This window comes from Alistipes sp. D31t1_170403_E11 (assembly GCF_015553985.1).
GTDB lineage: Bacteria > Bacteroidota > Bacteroidia > Bacteroidales > Rikenellaceae > Alistipes > Alistipes montrealensis.
Window position 1 is genome coordinate 311729 of sequence record NZ_JADNHQ010000004.1, and the last position, 18700, is coordinate 330428.

13 protein-coding genes are annotated in these 18700 nt (G+C 58.5%); 10 read left to right on the forward strand and 3 right to left on the reverse strand.

The genetic code is table 11. From position 1 onward, the window contains the following. Positions 1-2: 2 nt before the first annotated feature. The 5 genes from I2E69_RS10605 (at position 3) to I2E69_RS10625 (ending at position 10196) form a co-directional block, all read left to right on the forward strand. Positions 3-3149: an alpha-mannosidase gene (locus I2E69_RS10605; RefSeq protein ID WP_195461182.1), complete on the forward strand. Its 3147-nt coding sequence runs from the start codon at positions 3-5 to the stop codon at positions 3147-3149. Positions 3150-3450: 301 nt separating this feature from the next. Continuing rightward, positions 3451-6612: a SusC/RagA family TonB-linked outer membrane protein gene (locus tag I2E69_RS10610; protein WP_195461183.1), complete on the forward strand. Its 3162-nt coding sequence runs from the start codon at positions 3451-3453 to the stop codon at positions 6610-6612. An 18-nt stretch (positions 6613-6630) separates the two neighbouring features. Then, on the forward strand, positions 6631-8523 hold the full coding sequence (locus tag I2E69_RS10615) for a RagB/SusD family nutrient uptake outer membrane protein (protein ID WP_195461184.1): 1893 nt from the start codon (positions 6631-6633) through the stop codon (positions 8521-8523). A 19-nt stretch (positions 8524-8542) separates the two neighbouring features. Further along, positions 8543-9253, forward strand: coding sequence for a DUF3823 domain-containing protein (locus I2E69_RS10620; protein ID WP_195461185.1), 711 nt, complete (start codon positions 8543-8545; stop codon positions 9251-9253). A gap of 64 nt (positions 9254-9317) precedes the next feature. Then, positions 9318-10196: a glycerophosphodiester phosphodiesterase gene (locus I2E69_RS10625; RefSeq protein ID WP_195461186.1), complete on the forward strand. Its 879-nt coding sequence runs from the start codon at positions 9318-9320 to the stop codon at positions 10194-10196. Here I2E69_RS10625 and I2E69_RS10630 read toward each other — a convergent pair. Further along, positions 10177-11019, reverse strand: coding sequence for an AraC family transcriptional regulator (locus I2E69_RS10630; protein ID WP_195461187.1), 843 nt, complete (start codon positions 11017-11019; stop codon positions 10177-10179). The two genes, I2E69_RS10625 and I2E69_RS10630, sit on opposite strands and share 20 nt — an antisense overlap. 119 nt (positions 11020-11138) lie before the next feature. On the opposite strand from I2E69_RS10630, the gene I2E69_RS10635 reads away from it, so the two are divergent. From I2E69_RS10635 to I2E69_RS10655, 5 genes are all read left to right on the forward strand, one after another. Further along, on the forward strand, positions 11139-12044 hold the full coding sequence (locus I2E69_RS10635) for a glycyl-radical enzyme activating protein (protein WP_195461188.1): 906 nt from the start codon (positions 11139-11141) through the stop codon (positions 12042-12044). 10 nt (positions 12045-12054) lie between these two features. Continuing rightward, a complete protein-coding gene (locus I2E69_RS10640) occupies positions 12055-14187 on the forward strand; it encodes a pyruvate formate lyase family protein (RefSeq protein ID WP_195461189.1) in 2133 nt (710 codons plus the stop codon). Between the two features lie 26 nt (positions 14188-14213). Beyond that, complete coding sequence (locus tag I2E69_RS10645; protein ID WP_195461190.1) at positions 14214-14633, forward strand: hypothetical protein; 420 nt, start codon at positions 14214-14216, stop codon at positions 14631-14633. Between the two features lie 4 nt (positions 14634-14637). Beyond that, positions 14638-15645, forward strand: a complete 1008-nt coding sequence (locus I2E69_RS10650) for an L-rhamnose/proton symporter RhaT (protein ID WP_195461191.1) — start codon at positions 14638-14640, stop codon at positions 15643-15645. A gap of 100 nt (positions 15646-15745) precedes the next feature. Next, the gene (locus I2E69_RS10655) at positions 15746-16009 is read left to right on the forward strand and encodes a hypothetical protein (protein WP_195461192.1); all 264 of its coding nucleotides are present in this window, start codon (positions 15746-15748) and stop codon (positions 16007-16009) included. Between the two features lie 181 nt (positions 16010-16190). On the opposite strand, the gene I2E69_RS10660 is transcribed toward I2E69_RS10655, so the two are convergent. Both I2E69_RS10660 and I2E69_RS10665 read right to left on the reverse strand, forming a co-directional pair. Then, the gene (locus I2E69_RS10660) at positions 16191-17276 is read right to left on the reverse strand and encodes an SGNH/GDSL hydrolase family protein (protein WP_195461193.1); all 1086 of its coding nucleotides are present in this window, start codon (positions 17274-17276) and stop codon (positions 16191-16193) included. Then, complete coding sequence (locus tag I2E69_RS10665) at positions 17273-18700, reverse strand: calcineurin-like phosphoesterase C-terminal domain-containing protein (RefSeq protein ID WP_195461194.1); 1428 nt, start codon at positions 18698-18700, stop codon at positions 17273-17275. Before I2E69_RS10665 ends, I2E69_RS10660 begins: the two co-directional genes overlap by 4 nt.

Consider the following 18700-nt stretch of genomic DNA (forward strand, 5'->3'; position numbering starts at 1 on the left):
TCATGAAAAAGATACTGATTCTCTGCGGCGTTTTGTGCGTTTTTGCACAGGGCCTCCATGCGCAGAAGGAATACAAGGCGTACATGATCTCCAACGCGCATTTCGATTCGCAGTGGAACTGGGACGTGCAGACCTCGATCGACGTGTATATCCGCAATACGATGGTCCAGAATTTCTGGCTGCTGGAACGCTATCCCGACTATGTTTTCAACTTCGAGGGAGGCGTTAAGTACAGTTGGATGAAGGAGTATTATCCCGAAATGTACGGGCAGGTGAAGGAATGGATTCGCCGTGGCCGTTGGAACGTCTGCGGCAGTACGTGGGACGCTACCGACCCCAATATTCCCTCTCCGGAGTCGTTTTTCCGCAACATCCTCCTGGGCCAGCAGTTCTACCGCGAGGAGTTCGGCGTGCGGTCGAACGACATTTTCCTGCCCGACTGCTTTGGTTTTGGTTATACGCTTCCGACGATCGCCGCCCATGCGGGACTGATCGGATTCTCGACCCAGAAACTCCAGTGGCGCAAACATCCCTTTTACGGGGAGGCGAAAGTGCCCTTTTCGATCGGGCTCTGGCAGGGCATCGACGGCTCGCGCCTGATGGCGGCCCTGAATGCCAACGATTACAATACGCGCTGGGACGGCCGCGACATGAGCCGCGACGAGGGCATCATCGCGCTGGCGAAAGGCGGGGTGAACAACACGGCCTACCGCTATTACGGGGTGGGCGACCGCGGCGGTTCGCCGACGATCCCGACGCTGGTTTCCCTGGAGAAGGGGGTTCACGGCGACGGTCCGCTGGAGGTCGTCAGCGCCCGTGCCGGGCAGATGTACGAAGACTATTACCCCTTCGACAAGCATCCCGAGCTGCCCGTCTACGACGGCGAACTGCTCATGGATGTCCATGCGACGGGCTGCTATACGTCACAGGCGGCGATGAAACGCTTCAACCGCCGCAACGAACAGTTGGCCGACGCCGCCGAACGCGCCTCGGTCATGGCCCACTGGCTGGGGGCTGCTGCCTATCCGGCCGAAGAACTGCGCACCGAGTGGCGCAGGTTCATCTGGCATCAGTTCCACGACGACCTGACGGGAACGAGTATTCCCCGCGCCTATACTTTTTCGTGGAACGACGAACTGATCGCCCAGGATAAATTCGCCAACCTTGCGGCTTCGGCCTCGGGCGGTGTTTCCCGTGCGTTGGATACGCGGGTGAAGGGGATTCCCGTGGTGGTCTACAACCCCGTGGCCGAAATCCGCCGGGAAGTTGTCGAGGCGGAGGTCGCCGCGGCTACGCAGCCGCGCGCCGTATCGGTCTGGTCGCCGCGCGGCGAGCGGGTTCCGGCCCAGTTGCTCGGTTACAAGGACGGCAAGGCGCGCATTGCCTTTGCCGCCGAAGTAGGGGCGGTCGGTTACGCCGTTTATGACCTGCGCATGCAGGGTGCGGCGGTACGGTCGTCGCTGAAAGCGACGCCGAACAGCCTCGAAAACCGGATTTATAAACTGACGCTCGACGCCAACGGCGATATTGCTTCCGTACTCGACAAGCGTTCGGGCCGTGAACTGGTGCAGGACGGAAAGGCTTTCCGGCTGGCGATGTTCACCGAGAACAAGTCGACCGACTGGCCTGCCTGGGAAATCTGGAAGGAGACGATCGACCGTGCGCCCGAAGCCGTTGCCGACGATGTGGTGATCTCGGTTGCGGAACAAGGGCCCTTGCGGGCGACGCTGAAGGTGAGCCGCCGTCACGGGAAGAGTACGTTCGTGCAGTATATCAGCCTGACCGAAGGTGCTGCCGACGACCGGATCGACATTCGTAACGAAGTGGACTGGCAGAGCGAGAACGCGCTGCTCAAAGCCGAGTTCCCGATGTCGGTTTCGAATCCCGAAGCGGCCTACGACCTCGGCCTGGGCTATATCCGCCGCGGCAACAATACCCCGACGGCCTACGAAGTTTACGCCCAGCAGTGGGCGGACCTGACGGACCGGGACGGTGCATACGGCGTGGCGGTGATGAACGACTGCAAGTATGGCTGGGACAAACCCGACGACCATACGCTGCGCCTCACGCTGCTCCATACGCCTACGCCCGGACGCCATTATAAATACCAGTCCCGGCAGGATATCGGCCGTCATGTTTTCACCTATTCGATCGTCGGTCACACGGGCGATCCGGTCGCCGGACGCATCGCTTCGAAAGCCGAGTCGCTCAACCAGCCGCTGGCCGCTTATGCGGCTCCCAAACATGCAGGCGGTCTGGGGAGGGAGTTTTCGTTCCTGTCGGTTTCGACCCCGCAGTTGGCCGTGAAGGCCCTCAAACAGGCCGAGGACGGCAGCGGATATGTCCTGCGCCTGAATGAGATGAGCGGCAAACCGCTGGAACAGGGCGAAATCCGTTTCGCAGCGCCGATCGAAGCCGCCTATGTGCTCAACGGGGTCGAGGAACGCCGAGCGGAAGCCCGGTTCGAAGGAAATCGCCTGATCGTGTCGAGCGGACGTTTCGCGCCTTCGACTTACCTGGTGAAGTTACGCACAAGCGACATCCGGCTGAATGCACCTTCGTCGCTGTCGGTCGATTTGCCCTGCAACGACTACGCTTTTACGGTGGATGCGTTCAACCGGCAGGGAAACCTCGACGGGAACGGAAATTCGTATGCCGCCGAACTTGTTCCCGAAGAGGTTGTTTCCGAGGGGGTTGTATTCAGGGTGTCGAACGACGTGGAGCGGAAGAATGTCGTGAAGTGTGACGGGCAGCGTATTGTGTTGCCGCAGGGGAACTATGGGCGCGTTTACCTGCTTGCGGCTTCGCTCGACGGGGATCGTGATGCCGAGTTCGCCGTCGACGGCAAATCGTTCTGTTGTCCGGTTCCCTGTTACTCGGGCTTTTTCGGCCAGTGGGGGCACGACGGCGGGGACGGTTTCGTGAAAAACGGCGACCTGGCCTATGTCGGGACCCATCGCCACAGTGCAGATCACGGAAACGAATCTTACGTATTTACGTATATGTATAAAATCGGTTTGCCGGTTGAGGCCGGGGCGAAAGAGCTGACGCTGCCCAAGGACCGTAATGTCGTTGTTTTTGCCGTTACCATGTCAGACAATCAGAACGATAACCTACCGCCATTGAATGAAATAAGGGCCTTGCCCTAAAGCATCTCCGAGAGACCGGTTTCGTCAGAAACCGGTCTCTTTTTTCTGTTCCGGACGGGAAAATTTACGCTATTCCGACATTATTGATATTTCTTGTTTCATTTAAAATATTATGATGTATATTTGATTTTAGATCAGCACAGCACAGCATAGTGAAGCAATACCAGATAACTCATTAGCCATTTATTCGAACATTCAAAAGAGGATGATTATGTAAAAAAGGCATGCCTTGACATGCAGCCGAAATCACAATGCCCAATCTTTATCCGAACAAAAACCAACTTAAATCAAATGAATGCTTATGAAAACTATTACTACTAAAATCTGTTTGTGGGGGATGTTCCTGCTGGCAGCGGTCTGGGTGCAGGCCGTCCAAGGACAGACTGCAGCTCCGCAGACCGGAAGGAGTGTATCCGGTACGGTTGTCGACGAAAAGGGCAATCCCGTAATCGGAGCTTCCGTGATTGTAAAAGGTACGCAGCGGGGCGCTGTAACCGATTCCGACGGCCGGTATATGATCGGCGGGGTGGGCAGCGGCGATGCGTTGCAGTTCTCCTACCTGGGCTACTATTCCGTCACGGAAAAGGTCGGAACCCGCACCACCGTCGATGCGGTCCTTTCCGAGATGTCCAACCTGCTCAACGACGTTGTGGTCGTGGGCTACGGCGCGCAGAAGCGTGCGTCGATCACGGGAGCCGTCGCATCGGTCGGCGACAGCGACCTCGACCGTGTGCACAGCGCGACGACCAGCGCCATGCTTTCGGGTAAACTGCCGGGCCTCTCGTTCCGCCAGGCCGACGGCAGGCCGGGCGCCGGGGCCACGATCCAGGTCCGTAACTTTGGCGCCGACCCGCTCTTCGTCATCGACGGAGTCCCGCAGGACAAGGGCGGATTCGACCAGTTGGCTCCCACCGACATCGAATCCATTTCAGTGCTGAAAGACGCTTCGGCTGCCATCTACGGCCTGCGTGCCGGTAACGGCGTTGTGCTGGTGACCACCAAACGGGGACAGGAGAACACTCCGGCGCGCATCAATGTCAACATGTACTACGGCTGGCAGAACTGGACGCGTTTTCCGCGCGGTACGAATGCCTACGAATGGATGCTGGCGCAGACCGAAGGCCTCGTGAACCAGGGCCAGAATCCGACCCTCACGCCCGAGGAGCTGGAAAAGTGGCGCGTGGGCAAGGAAAAAGGCTATCAGAGTTTCGACTGGTACGACTACATCGTACAGCGCAATGCTCCCCAGGCGTCGATCAATGCCAATATTTCCGGCGGCGGCAAGGAGACCAAATACTATGTTTCGGTGTCGCACATGAGCCAGGACGCCGCCTTCCGCGACTATAACTACCGGCGTTCGAACGTCCAGAGCAACTTCGAAACCAACATCGGCAAGCGGATGCGCGCCGGCGTCAACCTGAGCGGCCGCATCGATTCGAAACGCAATCCCGCTGTTTCGGGCGCCGATGCCGACGACTACTGGCAGCCCCGTAACGCCCTGCTGAACCTGCTGCCCACGGAGCGACCCTATGCCAATGACAACCCGATGTATATCAGCGCAACGCAGGTTCCCGAAGCGAACTGGGCCGGTATCAACTACCAGAATTCTGGCTACTACAAATACGACCTGCGCGTGATGCAGGCCAACATGTTCGCCGAGTACAAATCCTACTATGTGCCGGGGCTGACCGGACGCGTGACCTACTCGTACCAGATGGCCGACAATGTGATCGACAATTTCGAGTATGCCTACGACGCCTATACCTACAACAGCGATAAGGATACCTACGACAAGAAAGCCGTCAATGCGACTGCAAACCGCGAGCAGACCCACAAGAAGGTCTTCAACACGATGTTGCAGTTCATGATCAACTACAACCGTACGTTCGCCGAGAAGCACAACGTGAGCGCCGTGCTGGCCAATGAGCGTACGACCTACCGTACGACCGACGAACTGGTGAAGGCGTCGCCCAACAACAATGTCATTCCGATCATCATGCTCGGCGACATCAAGGGCTATACGGCTTCCGATAAACCGCAGGCCCGTGTGGGTTACGTCGCCCGTGTGAACTACAATTTCGACAATCGTTACTATATCGAGTTTTCGGGCCGTTACGACGCTTCCTGGAAATTCATATCGACCAAGCGCTGGAGTTTCTTCCCTTCGGTTTCGGGAGCGTGGCGCATTACGCAGGAACCTTTCTTCAAGAACAACGTCAAGTCGGACGTGCTGAGCGATTTGAAGATCCGGGCTTCCTACGGAGTCGTCGGCGATGACGCCGTAGGCGGCGACTACGACTACGTGGCAGGATACAACAACAACACTTCGGTCAGCATCCTCGACGGCGAAGCGGTCGTAGGCATTCGTCCCCGCGGCGAGCCGGTGACGAACGTAAGCTGGATGAAGAACCACTTTACCAACGTCGGACTCGACTTCGGGTTCTTCGGCGGAAAACTCTACGGCAGTTTCGACTATTTCTACCGCAAGCGTACGGGATTGCTGGCCACGCGTAACGACCTGGTTCTCCCGAGCGAGGTAGGCTATTCGCTGGCGAACGAGAACCTGAATGCCGATGCGCATTACGGTTTCGAAATCGCGCTGAACTACCGCAACCGTTTCGGACAGCTCGGCTTCCAGGTCGGCGCCAATATTTCCTACGCCCGCCGCAAGATGGTTTCGGTCTACAACGAGCGTTTCGCCAATTCGCTTCACCGCTACCGCAACGGGCAGGAAGGCCGCTACACCTATGTGAACTGGGGTTACAACACGATTGGCGTGTTCCAGAACCAGGACCAGATCAACAACTGGCCGGTCAACATCGACGGCAAGGGTAACACCACGCTGCTGCCCGGCGACTTCATCGTTGAGGATGTCAACGGCGACGGCCGCATCGACTCGCAGGACGAACGTCCGATAGCCTACCAGGACAACTCGTCGGTCGCTCCGCAGCCGATCGTCAACGGCGGCCTCACCTTCGGCTTCGACTGGAAGGGTATCGACCTGTCTGCCGATTTCTCGCTGGCTGCGGGCTATGCCTTCACGCCCAACTGGGAGACCCGCTGGCCTTTCCAGAACGGCCGTACGCTGGTGCGCGAGACGCAGTTCAAAAACCGCTGGCGGCATGAGGACCCGTTCGATGCCAACAGCGCATGGATTCCCGGCGACGTTCCCGCCCTGCGTTTCACGGCCCGCGAATACGTCTCCTGGAACCGCAACCTCGATTATTGGACCACCAACGTTGTGGCGTTCCGCCTCCGGTCGCTCGAAGTCGGCTACACGCTGCCTAAGAAATGGCTTGCCGCAGCCCGTATCCAGAAGGTGCGTTTCTACGTCAACACCTACAACCTCTTCTCCATCGACAATGTGAAGAAATACGGTGTCGACCCCGAAATTTCCGACCGTAACGGTATGCAGTATCCCCAGAACCGGGTGGTCAACATCGGTGCAAACCTGACGTTCTAACTTTAAAACCGAATACTGATGAAAAACTTCAATATATTCCTGTTGGCTGTTCTGCTGCTCTTCACGGGCTGCGATGGTGACGAACATTTCCTGACGAAGTCGCCGACCGATATTTTTGTGGATGAGGATGTCTGGAAAAACGAGGCGCTGATCATGGGCCTGGTTTCCGACCTCTATTCCCGCTATGCAGACTACCAGACCGTTGAAAAATGGTATTCGTTCTGCGACCTGGACGAGGCCTACTGCTCCAATGCCGTAGACCGCAAACGCCATCAGAACGCTACGTGGGGCTATGGCGAGCAGGCTTCGTGGGATTATGGCTACGTGCGCCATATGAACCTTTTCCTGCAAAAATGTGCGCGGGCCGATGCTTCGGTCTTCGCCAAGAACAGCCGCGAGCGGCTGATGGCCGAGGTTCGTTTCCTGCGTGCGGCCTACTACTTCGCCATGGTCAAACGAATGGGCGGCGTGCCGCTGATCACCGAACCTCTGCAATACGATTACAGCGGCGATGTGACCTACCTCTACCGTCCGCGTAATCCGGAATACGAGATTTACGATTTCATACTCCGGGAGTGCGAGGAGATCAAGACCCTGCTGCCGAACGATCCTTCGGTCAAGTCGCGTGCCACCAAAGCCGCTGCGCTGGCGATGCGTTCGCGTGCGGCCCTTTATGCGGGTTCGATCGCCAAATACGGTGCGCTCCGTACGCCCGAGGTGACGCTTCCCGGCGGCGAGGTGGGTATTCCGGCTGAAAAAGCGGACTATTACTACGACATCGCCCTCAAGTCGGCGCAGGAGATCATGACCGACAACCTCTATGACCTCTACAAGAAAAATCCCTCCGACCTTGCGGATAACTTCGCTTCGATGTTCCTCGACAAGTCGGACGCCAATACCGAGGCCATTTTCGTGAAGGATTACCTTTCGCCCAACAAAATCCACAATTATACGGTTTACAGCCTGCCGCAGTCGATGAGCGAATACCCGCGTTACAACGGTTCGCTGTGCGCCACGCTCAACCTCGTGCAGATGTACGAACTGCTCGACGGCAATAAGATCGAGCCGCTGAAGATCGGTACGCTCTCTGATCCGGTGTTCTACGACAAACCGGGCGACGTGTTTGCAGGACGCGATGCGCGTCTCGCCGGTACGGTGATCCTTCCGGGCAGCTCGTTCCGGGGTACTCCCGTCGACATCTGGGCCGGCTATGTGACGCTCTCCGGCCAGCTCGTGAGCGGCAATGCTCCAGGCGCCGAAGGCACGTTGCCCGGCACGACCGAGAAAGTGCAGGTCGTCGGCAAGGACGGTCCGTGCGAGGCCGCCGAATTCAATACGCATACGGGTTTCTACGTGCGCAAGTACAACGATACCAAAGCCGGTTCGGGCGACGAGAAGACGGGCAGCGAGGTGTGGTTTATCCGCTATCGCTTCGGCGAGGTGCTGCTCAATGCCGCCGAAGCCGCGTTCGAACTCGACCAGAAGGGGCTGGCCGCACAATACCTCTCGCGTCTGCGCGAACGTGCGGGATTCACCACGAAGCTGGTCGACACGGACATCACTTTCGACCGGATCGTGCACGAGCGCAAGGTCGAACTGGCTTACGAAGGACACGAACTTTGGGATATGAAGCGCTGGCGCCTGGCCCACCTTGTGTGGAACGGCCAGAATATGAACGATACGCCGAGCAATCCCGCTGTCGCCGATGCCGTCAATACGCAGTGTCTGGGGCTCTGGCCGCTCAAGGTGCATGCCCCCGGGCAGCCTGTCAACGGCAAGTGGGTTTTCACGGTGCGTAAGCCCAGCCATGTAACGGCCGCACACCAGTTCCGGATCGGCAATTATTACTCGGAGATCAACACCACGATCCTGAGCAATAATCCCCAGATCGTCAAACAGCCTAACCAGTAATGAAAAACATTTCCAGATTATGAAAAAGCTATTTTATTTGGCAATATGTGCACTGGCGCTGACCTTCGCCGCGTGCGAATACGATAACTACGACGAACCCGAATCGCGTTTTTCCGGCCGTATCCTCTATAACGGTGAACAGCTCGGCTTCGGCTACAACGAGGTTTATATCGAACTGTGGGAGCAGGGCGACTGGCAGTTGAAGCAGGCTATCCGTGTGAACGTCAATATCGACGGGACGTTCTCGCAGGTGCTTTTCGACGGCGACTACAAGATGGTCATTCCCAAATCGGCGCGTCCGTTCGTGATGGAGCAGGACACCGTTCTGGTGAAAATCCGGGGTAATAAGGAGATGGATATCGAGGTAACGCCTTACTACACGATCGAGAATGTGAAGTACAAGTACAACGCCGAGGCCGACAAACTGGAATGCACCTGTTCGATCCGGCAGGTCGTAACCGACCCCGCCGAAGCCAAAACGGTGAACATCATGCGCGAGTACGTCGGCAAGACGGCCTACCTGTACCAGGGTTCGCAGATCAACTGGCATACGCTCAATACGCAGAACAATCCCGGCGGAAGCCTCGATAACGTCATTTTCTCGGGGCCTGCGGTCAACAGTTCGAAACTTCCTGCCGCCCAGAACTATATTTTCGGACGGGTGGCCGTTCAGGTGAACGGAATATCCCCGATGCTGATGACGCATCCCAAGAAGATAACTTTCAGGTAGCCGGTCAGGCTGTAAGCCGGGGGAGGCGGATTGAATCCGTCTTCCCCGGCCTGCGTAAATCGTTATGAAGTGCATTTTGCTGTTTTTGGCCGTGTTGTTGTGCGGCCCGATGCCGGCCGCGGCCGGGAATCCGTTTCTCCGAGCGGAGGAGCAGGCTCCGTTTGTCGTGGCCCACGGCGGATGCAAACACCTGTTTCCCGAAAATACGATGGTCGCCTTTGACGGCGCCGTGGCGCTGGGGGTCGATATGCTCGAAATGGATGTCCGGCTGACGGCTGACGGTGTCCTGGTGACGCACCACGACGATACGCTCCGGCGTACGAGCGACGGCGAAGGGCCGATCATCGGCTATACGCTCGAAGAACTGGGGCGTTTCAACTTCGGGGCGAAGTTTGCCGGGCTTGAAAAGAGCTATCCCTACCGCGACCGGAAAGTCCGTATCACGACCCTGGAAGAAGTGTTGTTGAAATACGGGGCCATGAAACGGATGTTTATCGAAATCAAGGGTGAGGGCGAAGAGGGGATGCGCTGTGCCGGGAAACTGGCGGAACTGCTCCGTCGGACCGCAACGGAGGATCGCGTGCTGGTTTCGGCCTTCGACGACCGGATTGTCCGGCATTTCAGGAAAGTTTCGCAGGGACGTGTACAAACGGCCATGGGACGCCGGCATATCAGGCGTTTTGTGGTGTTGAGCAAAATGGGCCTCGGTTTTTTGTGGTGCGGGAAGCACCGGTCGATGCAGATTCCGCTCCGTTCGGGCAAGACCCGTCTCGACCGGCCCTCCATCGTGCGCACGGCGCGCCGCAAGGGAATCTCGGTCTACTATTGGACCGTCAATAAAACCGAGGATATGCGACGCCTGGCAGCCTTGGGTGTTGACGGCGTGATCACCGACCGCCCCGACCGCCTTCCCGGAGAGTGGGTCAGAACATCCGCTGATTGAGCCGCCTGTATTTTTTCGGCGTCTGGTTGTAGAGCGACTTGAATGTTTTGTAGAAGTGTCCCAGGTTCGGGAAGCCGCAGTTGGAGCTGATCTCCTTGATCGGCATGTTGGTGATAATGAGTTGTGTGGCTGCGTAACGCATCTTGAGTTCGTTGATCAGTTCGGTCAGCGATTTGCCGAAGTGGAGCCGGACGGTCCGGTTGACGTAGTCGCCGTTCCTGCCGCAGAGCGCTACGAATCCTGCGCAGCCCCGGCAGAAGAGGTCGGAAGTCGTGTATTCCTGAATGGCGTGTACGAGCCAGACCGGGGTGTCGGCCGGCGTAGACAAGGTTTCGCAGAGGGTTATTTGCCGGAACACGGACAGCAGCAGGCTGTCGAGTTCGATGTTGCTTCGCGGATGGCCCATCGCCTCCTCCGCATGCGCCGAGAGCTGGTGCAGGATTTCGGCCGGGAGTTGTATCCGGTAGGGCATCGGTCCGGACGACCAGAAATAGTGGGTGCAGTCCGGGAAATAACGTTTGTGGAAATGGTGCAGCGTTTCGACGGGGAATGCAATGTTAATCAGCGTAATTCCTCCGCCCTTGGTCGGGGCTGCGTACGTATGGGCGTCCTGCGGCCGTATCATGATCAGGTCGCCCGGCCCGATGCGCTGGCGTTCGCCGTTGACCAGGTGATACCCCGCACCCTTCTCGATCCAGAGCAGTTCCGCATAGTCATGCGTGTGGAAGGAGAGGTCCTGCCGGGAGATGATGTTGACGCGGGCCATGTGAAATGTTTCGCCCGGGTGAAGGAAGCCGGATAGTTCGAAAACAGGAATGTCCATGGGGCTGTATGTTTTTACAATGTTACGGATAATTTGTGAAATAGGCAAGTGCTAAAAATCGGTTTAGAAGAATAAAAGCAATTATTTTCTATGAATAAGTACGGTAAGACGAGATTGAAATGAAGAATGCGATAACAGGCATGATAACCCGTGTGCAGCGGATGTCGATCCACGACGGACCGGGCATCCGCACGACATTGTTCCTGAAAGGGTGCAATTTCCGTTGCCGCTGGTGTCATAACCCCGAAACGTGGCGGCGGGAAACGCAGGTCGAACGGATCGGGGAACGCTGCGTCGCCTGCGGAGCCTGTACGCTCGTTTGCGGGTCCGGCGCCCTGCGGATGGAAAACGGGGCTGTACGCCTCGACCGGGAACGGTGCGACGCCTGCGGGCGGTGTGCCGATGTCTGCCCTGCGCAGGCGATGAACCTCGTGGGAAAAGCGGTTTCGGTGGACGATGTGATGCAGGAACTGCAACGCGATATTCCTTATTTCGAAGAGTCGGGCGGCGGCGTTACCGTTTCCGGCGGCGAACCGCTGCTGCAACCCTTGTTTGTCCGGGAACTGCTGCTGCACTGCCGGGCCGGGGGGATTCCGACTGCCGTCGAGACGAACCTGTCCGTACCGTCCGGGCTGATCGCCGGGTTGCTGCCGCTGGTCGATTTGTGGATGTGCGACCTGAAAGCGGCCGACGACGGGCTGCACCGCCGGTGGACCGGGGTATCGAATGCCCGGACCGTTGCCAACCTGCGGCTGCTCGGGGAGCGGAACGTTCCGCTGATCGTCCGCACGCCTGTTGTGCCCGGTGTGAACGATACGCCCGAAGCCATCGGGGCGATTTGCACCCTGCTGAAAGGCGTCGGGAGCCTGCTTTATTATGAATTGCTCGGGTTTCATACTCTCGGGGCCGATAAATTTACAGGCCTGGGCATGGAAAATCCGATGCCCGGTGCGGAACCTTTGCCGCCGGAGCGGCTGGAAAGTCTCCGGGCTGTCGCCGCCGGAACCGGAATAAATGTTAAATAAATCTGAATAAATGAATTACGACCAGAAACTAGCTAACCTGCGTGCCCGTAAATTGCAGCAGACGCGCGATAAGATCGAGCAGGAGGGCGTGCTCGATGAAGACGACTACGGGCGGATCGTACCCCCGAAAGGCCTTTGGACGATCCGGCCCAACCACCCGGACGGATCGTTCTATGGTTTCGATGCCTGGGCCGACAATTTCTGCAGCCTGATGGCCGTCCATCCGGTCTACGTCGATCCCGACGATGCCTTTGCCGGGCGGTGGATGTATTTCATGTCCAAGATGCGCCCCAACAAGTGGAATCCGGACTATCCCTACGACCACCTGAAGGCCGATATCGCCCGCTACGACATCATTTGCGGCATCGGCGACGACGCCCATTTCGCCCCCGATTACCGGCTGGGTCTCGAACTGGGCTGGGGCGGTTTGCTGGACAAGATCGCTGCCTGCCGAAAACTGAATCCCTCGCCCGGACAGCAGCATTTCTACGACCTGCACGAACGCGTGGTGCGGAGCGTGCAGGGCTGGATCGAACGCCATGTCGCCGAGGCCGACCGGCTGGCCGCCGCCGAACCCGATGCCGTGCGGCGCGACAACCTGCTCGCCATGGCGCAGGTTAACCGCAATATCCTCAGCCGGCCGCCCGAAACCCTGCGCGAAGCCTGCCAATGGATCGTCTGGTATCACCTCGCCTCGCGCACGTATAACCGCGACGGCGCGGGCGCCCAGATCGACGCCCTGCTCAGGCCTTATTACGAACACGACAAAGCGCTCGGGCTGACCGACGACGAGGCGGTCTACTATCTGGCTTGCCTGCTGATCAACGATCCGGTCTACTGGCAGTTGGGAGGTCCCGATGAAACGGGCCGCGACCAGACCTCGCGCATCTCCTTTCTGGTGCTCGATGCGGCCGCGAAGATAGACACTTCGCTCAATATCACGGTACGGGTCCACGACGGGCTCGACCCCGCGTTGTTCAGTGCAGCCGTCGCCTGCCTGATTCGCTACAAGAACGGCTGGCCCCGTTTTTCGGGCGACAAAGCCCTCGTGGAGGGTTTCATGCGCAACGGGTTCAGCGCGGAACTGGCCCGGCGCAGAATCGCTGTCGGCTGTAACTGGATGTCGCTGCCGGGCCTGGAATATACGATGAACGACCTGGTGAAGGTCAATATGGCCAAGGTCTTCGAGGTTGCCTACGACGAATTGCAGGCTTCGGGGGCTGCGCCTTCGACCGAACTGCTCTGGCGCGGTTTCGAACGTCATCTGGGCATAGCCGTCCATACGGCGGCCGAGGGCATCCGCCACCATCTTAAATACCAGAAATACAATGAACCCGAATTGCTGCTCAACCTGCTGAGCCACGGGCCGCTGGAGAAGGGACGGGATGCTTCGGACGGCGGGGCGCAGTATTACAACCTCTCGATCGACGGTGCGGGACTCGCCGTCGTAGCGGATTCGTTTGCCGCTCTCGAACAGCGCATCGAGCGCGAAGGCCGCCTGACCTGGGAGGAGGTCGCGCGTCATTTGCGTCAGGATTTCGAAGGAGAAGGAGGCGTTGCCGTCCGCAAACTGCTCCAGTCTTCGCCGCGTTACGGACAGGAAAATTCGCTCGGCGAATCGTGGGCCCTGCGTGTGAAGGATGCCTTTGTTTCGGCCGTACGGCGTGAAACGGAGCCCGGGCGGGTCTTTATTCCCGGGTTCTTCTCGTGGGCCAATACGGTAGGCTTCGGCCTTTCGGTCGGGGCGACCCCCAACGGCCGCAAGGCCGCAACGCCCATTTCCCACGGCGCGAACCCGCTGCCCGGTTTTGCGCTCGACGATGCGTCGCTCTCGCTGGCGACCTGTATCGCGCGGATTCAGCCCGGTTACGGCAATACGGCTCCGATGCAGTGGGAGATCGACCCCTCACTGGCCCGCCCCGACAATGCGGAGCTGATCGGAGCTATTCTCCGGGCCCACTTCAAAATGGGCGGAACGCTGGTGAATGTGAACGTCATGGACAAACAGACCGTGCTTGCCGCACATGAAAATCCGGACAAATATCCCGAACTGGTCGTGCGCGTGACGGGCTTCACGGCTTATTTCTCGATGCTGTCGCCCCGGTTCCGGCAGTTGGTCGTCGACCGTATCCTGGAAAATTAACAGGTAAAAAACAGATGATGGAAATCATGAAGATAATCGATGCGTATGATTACGCCGGAACGGGTTACGCTCCGTTCCTGATCGGAGACAAATGGCAGGTAGCTTTCCTGAACTATGCGCCGGAAGAGGCGTTGGAGCGTATCGTAAAATTGGATGTGCACCACTATACCGACGAGGTTTTCGTGTTGCTCGACGGGCGTGCGGCACTCGTCGGGGCGCAGATCGTCGACGGGAGGATCACCTGCGAAGCGGTCGACATGCAGCCTTTGCAGGCCTATAATATCCGCCGCGAGGTGTGGCACAAGATCGCGATGCAGCCCGGAAGCCGGGTCCTGATCGTGGAGAACAGCAATACCCATCTCGGCGATTTCGAATTCTACGAGCTTTCGCCGGAGCAGATCGCGGCTCTGCGGGAAACGGTCGGAAAAGCATGGGCTCAAAAATAACGTTATGGAAACGAATTATCTGGCCGGACTGTCGCTGATTGCGGCGGGAGGCTTGTTCGCCGGGAGTTTTGCAGTTCCTTTCAGCCGGAACCGCGATTGGAAGTGGGAAAACAACTGGCTGATCTGGAGTTTCGTGGCGCTTGTCGCTGCGCCGTGGATCGTGGCCGCAATGACTGTCCCGGGGCTTTTGGGCGTTTATGCTTCGGAGTGTCAGTCGCTGGCCGTCGTGGCGTTTTTCGGACTGATCTGGGGCGTCGGGGCGATCCTTTTCGGACGGGGCATCGACTTGCTGGGTGTGGGCCTGAGCATGCCCATCATGCTCGGTTTGACGAATGTGATCGGAACGCTGATGCCCGTTGTTTTGCGTGATCCGGGCGAATTGCTGACTTCGTCGGGAATCCGGCTGATTGCCGGGGTGTCGGTAATCGTTCTCGGCATTGTCTTTTATTCCATTGCCGGGAGCCGGAAGGAACAGGATGGCCCGGCCCGGAAAACGGGGGCGCAGAGTGGTTTCATGAAGGGCCTGCTGGTCTGCCTGCTGGCCGGGGTATTGAGCCCGATGGTCAATTTCGCCTTTGTTTTCGGGGCGCCTTTGCAGCAGCAGGCGCTCGCCGCCGGAACCGATCCGGTATATACGTCCAATGCCGTCTGGAGCATTGCTCTGACCGCCGGATGCCTTGTGAATGCGGGTTACTGCATTTACCTGCTGCGGAGCCGGAAAACAGGGGCATTGTACCGTTGCGGGCGGTGGGCAAACTGGTGCTGGGCCGCTTTGGCCGGGGTGCTCTGGTATGTGAGCATGATGTTTTACGGCATGGGCGGCAGTTTCCTCGGCGATGCCGGAACGTCGGTCGGCTGGGCGTTGATGCAGTCGCTGGCAATCCTGACGGGCAACCTCGCCGGGCTTTTCTCGGGCGAATGGCGCGATGCCTCCCCTGCGTCGCGGCGAACGATGTGGCTCGGGCTGTCGTGCCTGCTGGCCGGGGTTTTTATCGTGGCGTTCAGTAAATAAACATGCCGTAGAACCAGTTCGGAAATTTGGATTGCTCTTTTATTTAAAAGCGGTCGGATTTTTGGCCGCTTTTAGAATGTGAGCTTCATAAAATGAGGTCTTGATCGCTACCGTCCTGCTCGACTACGTCCGTGTGCCTGCCGGGTTGCTGGTGCGCTGCGGCCAGAACCCGATGATCGCCTATACCGCAGCGGGATATGTCATTACGCCGCTGCTGACCTTCGTCGATTGCGCGGTTCCGCTTCCGTGGCTGTGGGGAAATTGCGGGTGTGCAATGGCCGTCGGCCGGAGCGTGATCGTCACCCTGATGATGATCTTCTTCACGGCAGCCTTCTCTCGGCATAAGTTGTTCTGGCGGATCTAAACCGCAAAAAAAGAACGGGACCGAAATCTCCGTTCTTTTTTATTTCCCGCCTTGCCGGGGTGTTTATTTGTTGTGGTTGATGATGAGCGGAAGTCTCATTGCGAAATAGATGGCCGGGACCTACCTCTGGGGCGACGGACGTAATTCATTTAGGAATTCATACGGCGAGGTTCCATAATTATTATTCGACGGTTTCGGCCGGAATCTCCCACCCCGTGATTGTCGAGATATAGGGGATGACGGACATCGCCATTTTCCGTTGTCCCCGGTGGTTGGGGTGGAAATTGGCACCCATGTCGCTGTCCCAGTTGGTGATGCCGGGGAGCATGGCCGTAACATGCAGGTTGGGGTCCTGCTGTTCGCGCAGGAAGGTTTCGAGATACCCCAGGATGATCGTGTTATCGCTCGGGGCCACGCACAGCACCGGAACCGGGCCGTAGGCCTCGCGCAGTTGACGGAGGGCTTGGGCGTACGACTCGTTGAAAGCCTTCTCCGAAGGAACGAAATCGGTGCTGAAGTCGTTAGATCCGAGTTTGACGACCACGATGTCGGGTTTGTAATCGTTGAAATTCCAGCGTGATTCAGGGTCCATGTCGAACGTACGCAGCATGCGCTCGCGCATCGTGCAGTCCGAGACTTCTTTTTCATCGCCCCAGTTGCGGACAATGCCCTGCCCCGAATGGGCGATGAGCGTGTAGTCGGCCCCGAAACAGCGGGCGACGATACACCCCCAGGCCAGGTTGCAGTTCTCAGTCTGAGGCGTGAAAGGTTCCTTGACCGACTTGCCTTCGGTACCATAGCCGCAGGTGTGCGAGTCGCCGATGAATTCGATGTGGCGTCCGGGGGCTGCGGGAGCTGCGAGCAGCACCCCGTCGGTTTCAATGCCGCGGAGGGTCGTGCGGCCCTGCTCGCCTTCGGTGCGCTTCTGTACAAGCATTGTGTGGATGCCGCGTGAGAGTCCTTCGGCCAGTACGATCGTCGAATCGGCGCCCGCGACGGTCACCATTCTGTGCGGTTTACCGTCGACGAATACGTTGTAGTAATTGCGTCCCGTATCCGACGCGCGCATGGCGCATCGACGTCCTTCGAAGCGGATGGTGAAGTAGCTGCCGCTCCAGTCGAAAGCGAGCGACCCGTCCGGGCTTTTTTCGGCGCGGCCTACGAAGCGGATTTCAGGAGCTGTTGCGGGGGTGAACAGGGCTTTTTTGCCGCCTGCCGCCGCGTTTCCGCAGGCGAAGAGCAGCAGGGCTAACAGAAACTTTTTCATAGGACGATTTCTTTTTCGGCACGGTAGACATTCCCGAAGCGGTCGCGGGCGGTTACTTCGACGCGGCGGGCCCCGGCGGGCAGCGGTGCGGCGTAGTAGTGGTCCGAGGGGATTACCGTGATCCATTTGTGAACGAGTTTCGACGTGTCGGCGTAGAGTGCGCGGGCCTCGGGGTCGATAGCCGTCGTGCGGGCCATTGCCACCGGTTCGCACCCGTCGACGCGCATTTCGACTATCCAGGCCGGATCGCAGTTCCAGACGTTGGCGACGATACGGCCTGCAAATGCAGGATCGTCCGACGGACCGTAGATTTTGATCTGGAATTCCTGCGGGTAACCCGTCGCCTTGTAGCGCCACTGCACGTCGTCCCCGTCGACCTCGAAGACGCCGTATCCGGCAGGCGTGCCGTCGGTGCAGATCGCGCCCTGCCACCATGCGCCGCTCAGCGCCGCGACGTTGTGCTCGTAAAGCCCTTCGCAGATGTCGCTGTTGGTCGTCGTGTGCATGTGGCCTGAGACGATATGCGCCTTATACGGTTTCAGCAGAGCGTAAAGCGCCCGGTAGTTGCAGAGCGACCGTTCGGCCATCTTGTAGTCGAAAGGCTGGTTCTCCTTGTTCTTGTACATCGTCGGGATATGAAGCGCGGCGACGACCGTCGACCCGGCCGGAACGTATTGCAGGTCTTTTGCGAGCCATGCCAGTTGCCGCTCCTCCAGGTAGCCGATGTAATACCAGTCGCGGCCCACGAAGAAGTTATCGTTGAGCACGACGTAGTGGACCCGGCCCACGTTGTAGGAGTAGTAGCACGGACCGTACATTGCCTCGAAGGGCCCGAGCGAAGTTTCGTACGAACGTCCCCAGATTTTCATGTCGTGGTTGCCCATGGCGTTGCGGAATCCGATTCCTGTTTTGGCCATGACGCTGTTGTATTCGGGGTAAAAACTGTGGTCGCCGGAGATCAGGTCGCCCACGCAGATGCCGTGGAACGGCAGGCCCGAGGCTTCCACCGTTCGGCGGATGTCTGCGGCCGATTTTTCGAGCAGGCGAAATTCTTCGCGGGCGTATACCTGTGGGTCGGCGGTCACGATGAAGCCGTGGCGGGTTTCGTCGTCGGATTTGGCCGAGAGCTCGAAATCGTAGGATTTGCGTCCCGCCTCCATCGGGAGGTAGAAGCGTACGACGCCCTCGACGACCGTAGAAGCATAGCCAGCCGGAGTCGAGAGGTAGATGAAGCGGGCGTTGTCGCTCGCAGCAAGTGTGAAGCGGCCCTTGGCATCGGTTCGGGTGCAGTGCTCGCCGTCGGTCACGACGACGCCCTCTACGCCTCGGCCGCCGCAGCGGACCGTGCCCTTGCAGGTCGTCTCGGCCTGTGCCGCGAGGGCGAAGACCGACATTAGGAGAAAAAGGAATGCGAATCGTTTCAT